This is a genomic window from Pseudomonas sp. 2822-17 (assembly GCF_002742485.1).
GTDB classification, from domain to species: Bacteria; Pseudomonadota; Gammaproteobacteria; order Pseudomonadales; family Pseudomonadaceae; genus Aquipseudomonas; species Aquipseudomonas cyclaminis.
This window is the reverse complement of the sequence record NZ_LJRZ01000982.1, coordinates 1-230: the sequence shown is the minus strand read 5'-3', so window position 1 is coordinate 230 and position 230 is coordinate 1. Positions and strand designations below refer to the sequence as shown.

At 32.2% G+C, this 230-nt stretch carries 1 protein-coding gene; it reads left to right on the top strand.

All coding sequences use genetic code 11. The annotated features are described in order from the left end of the window. On the top strand, nt 1-230 hold a 230-nt coding region (locus AOA60_RS33740; RefSeq protein WP_368731604.1), incomplete at both ends, for an MFS transporter.

Below are 230 nucleotides of genomic sequence, written 5' to 3'. Positions count from 1 at the left end.
TTGTTGGACTTGTCATACCATTTGCACCCGCTATTGGCCCTGCACTGTCTGGTTGGATCATTAGTAACTATTCTTGGCGAATGTTATTTATTTTTATTTTACCGATTGCCATTTTATCAATCATTGTTTCTTATTTTAAATTAGTAAACGTTACTGAATTAAAAAACCCTAAAATAGATGTTCCATCAATCATATTATCTTCATTTGGTTTTGGAGGACTTTTATATGGG